The following is a 3,716-nucleotide window of genomic DNA, read 5'->3' as shown; positions in this document are numbered from 1 at the left end:
AGACGCGGCCCCCGAGATCTGCACAGGCGGAGCGGCTCTTTCCCTACGCGGCGCGCGTCCGATCTCGGGCGGGCGTTGGGCGGCGGACGCAGGGGCAGCAGCTCGCGCGGCGGGAGCGGCTCGTCGCCCCGCACCACGACCAGGTCGGAGAACACCTGTTCCAGCGGCTCGGCGGCCTCCGGCTGGAAGGCGGCCTCGCCGTGGAACACGCCGCGGACGAACCAGCGCGGTCCGTCCACGCCCACGAACCGGGCGACGTTCCACCCCGGCGAGCCGTCCGGCAGCGCCGCCGGCACGCGCGTGAGGATCTCGACGCCGAAACGGCCGGTCTGCTCCTGCACGGTCGCGTGGGCCGTGGTCGACAGGGAGTCGTGCAGCTCGGCGCGCAGGTCGTCCCACAGACCCGTGCGACGGGGGGCGCTGAACGCCTGGACCTGCAGGGCCGAGCGTCCGAGGCTGATGGTGGCGGCGACGATCCGCTTCGTCGCGTCCTCGACGTCGAGGCGCAGCTTCATGCCCTGGACGGCCCTCAGGCGCAGCGACCCCAGGTCGATCATGCCGGCGGGATCCGGGCGGGTGGCGACGTCGTGCGGACCGACGTCGGCGGTTGCCGGCGCGGCGGCGATCTCGAGGTCGCGCTCCTCCAGCAGCTCGTCCGGCAGGCTGACCTGCTCGTGGCGCACGGTGCGGTTGCGTCCGAAGATCACGACGTCCTCCCAGGGGTGGTGTCGGCGGTGAAGCCGCCGGTCGAGCCGAAGCCGCCGGCCCCGCGCTCGGAGTCGGGCAGCACGTCCACGGGCTCGAAGCGGGCGCGCACAACCGGCTGCAGCACGAGCTGGGCGATCCGGTCGCCGCGGCGCAGCACGATCGGCTCGGTCGGGTCCAGGTTGATCAGGGGCACCTTGATCTCGCCGCGGTAGCCGGCGTCGATGGTGCCCGGGGCGTTGACGATGGTCAGGCCGCGACGGACCGCGAGACCCGAGCGGGGGTGCACGAACCCCGCGTGGCCTTCCGGGATGGCCAACGCCACGCCGGTCGGCACCAGGGCGCGCTCGCCCGGGGCCAGGGTCACGTCGACGGCGGTGCGCAGGTCCGCGCCCGCGTCGCCCGGCTGCGCGTAGGCGGGCGGGGCCAGGCCCGGATCGAGGGCGTCCAGTGGCACGGGCAGCTCGGCGGAGTCGGTCACGAGGCCCGACCCTACACGAGCACCCGTCGGCCCGGGGCCGCGTCGAGGCGGTCGGGCGGGCGCCCTCGCCGGTGCCGCGCGGCGGGACCGGAGTCCGGATGTGGGAAGCTGGGACCCATGCGTGATCCCCAGCAGCACCCCGTCGCCGATGCCTCCCGCCGCGCCCCCGAGGGCGCTGCGGCGGGACCCGATCCGGTCCTGTTCGAGGAGCGGTTGACGCCCTCCCCGGGGGTCTGGGCCGTGGCGCTCATGCTGGCGGCGTTGACGATCCTCGTGTTCGCGCCGATCGACCTCGGGCTGGGCATCGCCGCCGCCGTCGTGTTCTTCGCCGTCGAGGCCCTGCTCCTGGTGGCCACCACCCCGCGCATCGTGGTGCGCGAACGCACCCTCCAGGTGGGCCGCGCCAGCATCGAACGGCACCACGTCGGTCAGGTCACGGGGTATCGCGGCGAGGACGCCCGGGCCCAGCGCGGCCCGCTGCTGCACGGGCTGGCCTTCGTGAACCTGCGCGGCTGGATCGGGCCCGTCGTGCGGATCCAGCTGACCGACGAGCGCGACCGCACGCCCTACTGGCTGACCAGCACCCGGCGTCCGGAGGAGCTGGTCGCGGCCCTCGGCGGGGCCATGGCCCGGCAGGAGGGGGCGGCCGAGGACCGCTGACCGCCCCGGCGGCGGGGGCTCAGCCCTCGCAGTCGCTGCAGTAGATCAGGCCGTTCTTCTCACGCGCGGCCTGCGAGCGATGGCGGACCAGGAAGCAGGAGGCGCAGGTGAACTCATCCGACTGGGCGGGCAGCACCCGCACCATCAGCTCTTCACCCGAGAGGTCGGCGCCAGGCAGCTCGAACCCCTCGGCGGCCTCCGCCTCGTCCTCGTCCACGACGGCGGACTGGGTGTCCGTGCGCCGTGCCTTCAGCTCCTCGATGGAGTTCTGGCTCAGCTCTTCCTCGTTCTTGCGAGGGGCGTCGTAGTCAGTGGCCATGGGGTTTCACGCTCCGCTGGTGGGGGACGGCACCGGGACCGGTGCCGGCACTGCGCGGACGGCGTCGTGGGCGGACCACGCGTCACCGGCCTGCGCCGTTGCGCGTAGATTGTGCACCATGGCCGAACCCGTGCCAAATGTTGACGGGCACGCTCGCCCAGGGCGGATTCCCGCGGCCGCTCGTCCCTCGCCCGGGCCGTGGTCTGCGGCACGGCGGCTAGGATCGGGGCATGCCCGGCCGGGCGTCCACATGCCCGGTGACCAGAACACGATGTGGGAGGGACCACCGCCATGGCAGAGCTGCGACTGACCGGACCCACCGAGGACGGCGACGCGCTGCGCCTGTCGGGGCCCGAGGGTGAGGAGCACACGCTCGCCCTCTCCCCCTATCTGCGCCGGCTGGTCATCGAGGGCGCTGCGCCCGAGGCCGTGCGACCGGCCGAGGGCGGCCCCGCGGCCTGGCACGACATGACGGAGACGGACGTCCCCGGGACGGGCGACGAGGACGCCGAGGGACCGGTGGACGCGACGATGCACGCCGACGATGCCGCGGAGGAGGGCGAGCGGGCTCCCGACGTGCCCTCCGGCCCGACCCGTCCGGACGAGGACCTCGCGCTCACCCCCCGCATCGACCCGCAGCCCGCGGCCGACGATGAGACCGCAGACGGCCCGACCCCGGCGCCGCTGACCGACCAGGAGTCCATCAAGGCCGCCGCGACCCACGAGGCCGAGCCCCTCACCCCCCGGGAGATCCAGCAGCGCATCCGTGCGGGCGCCTCCGTGGAGCAGGTCGCCCGGGAGAGCGGGAACGCGTTCTCGCGCATCCGCACCTACGGTCACCCCGTCCTGGCCGAGCGCGACTGGATCGCCCGACAGGCCCGCGCCGTCGAGGTCTGGGTCGGCGGGCCCGACCTCTACGCGGACCTCGTCCAGGACGGCGGCCCCACGACGCTCGGCGAGCTCGCCGCGCACCGACTCGCCGAGCTGGGCGTGGACGAGGCGAGCCTCGAGTGGGACGCGTGGCGCGAGGACCAGGCCGGCTGGACCGTGGCCGCCCGGTTCGCCGTGGCCGGCGCGAGGAGTCTGCCCACCCGCGAGGAGCCGCCGGCGCTCTGGACGTTCCGCCCGGCCGGACGCCACCTCGAACCCGAGAACGCCTGGGCCCGCGCCCTGTCCGAGGCGGAGGCCTGGGACCTGGTCCCCCGCGCCCCCGCGGCCGAACCGGTGACGGACGACGTGGACGCCGAGGACGCCGTGACCCCCGCGGGTGCGCACTCCCCGGCCGCCGACCGCGACGCCGATCTGCTGGAGATCCTGCGGGTGCGCCGGGGTCAGCGTGTGGGCGCGGACCTGGAGTCGGACGACGCGCTCGCGCACCTGATCGCTCGCGAGCACCAGGACCGGAGTCGGCGCGAGGCCGCCCAGGCGCCCGAGCGGCTCGCCCCGGTCGACGCCGAGGGGGCCCTGACGACCGCCGACGACGCCCCGGTCGTCGACGCGCCGGAACCGGCCGCCGAGACCGACCGCGCCGAGGACACTGCCGCAGACGTA

General features: G+C 75.2%; 5 protein-coding genes. 2 read left to right on the top strand and 3 right to left on the bottom strand.

Annotation, left to right across the window (positions count from 1 at the left end):
• Both D8M29_RS09825 and dut read right to left on the bottom strand, forming a co-directional pair.
• Window positions 1-707 (bottom strand): DUF3710 domain-containing protein (locus tag D8M29_RS09825; RefSeq protein WP_238693377.1); only part of this gene is annotated, 707 nt, incomplete at its 3' end.
• Complete coding sequence (gene dut / locus D8M29_RS09820; RefSeq protein WP_127445938.1) at window positions 704-1,186, bottom strand: dUTP diphosphatase; 483 nt, start codon at window positions 1,184-1,186, stop codon at window positions 704-706. The genes D8M29_RS09825 and dut, both read right to left, overlap by 4 nt.
• A 117-nt stretch (window positions 1,187-1,303) precedes the next feature.
• Between dut and D8M29_RS09815 the strand changes: the two genes are divergently transcribed.
• Complete coding sequence (locus tag D8M29_RS09815; RefSeq protein ID WP_041104623.1) at window positions 1,304-1,846, top strand: DUF3093 domain-containing protein; 543 nt, start codon at window positions 1,304-1,306, stop codon at window positions 1,844-1,846.
• Window positions 1,847-1,865: 19 nt separating this feature from the next.
• On the opposite strand, the gene D8M29_RS09810 is transcribed toward D8M29_RS09815, so the two are convergent.
• On the bottom strand, window positions 1,866-2,165 hold the full coding sequence (locus D8M29_RS09810; RefSeq protein ID WP_041104622.1) for a DUF4193 domain-containing protein: 300 nt from the start codon (window positions 2,163-2,165) through the stop codon (window positions 1,866-1,868).
• A 291-nt stretch (window positions 2,166-2,456) separates the two neighbouring features.
• On the opposite strand from D8M29_RS09810, the gene sepH reads away from it, so the two are divergent.
• A partial coding sequence (sepH, locus tag D8M29_RS09805; RefSeq protein WP_127445937.1) for a septation protein SepH occupies window positions 2,457-3,716 on the top strand: 1,260 nt, incomplete at its 3' end.

This window comes from Micrococcus sp. HSID17227, assembly GCF_003989405.1.
Lineage (GTDB): Bacteria > Actinomycetota > Actinomycetes > Actinomycetales > Micrococcaceae > Micrococcus > Micrococcus luteus.
This window is presented reverse-complemented; position numbering and strand designations above follow the sequence as displayed.

Coding starts and splice junctions, on each gene's coding strand:
- D8M29_RS09815 (WP_041104623.1), top strand. CDS start 1,304: ATGCGTGATCCCCAGCAGCACCCCGTCGCCGATGCCTCCCGCCGCGCC.
- D8M29_RS09810 (WP_041104622.1), bottom strand. CDS start 2,165: ATGGCCACTGACTACGACGCCCCTCGCAAGAACGAGGAAGAGCTGAGC.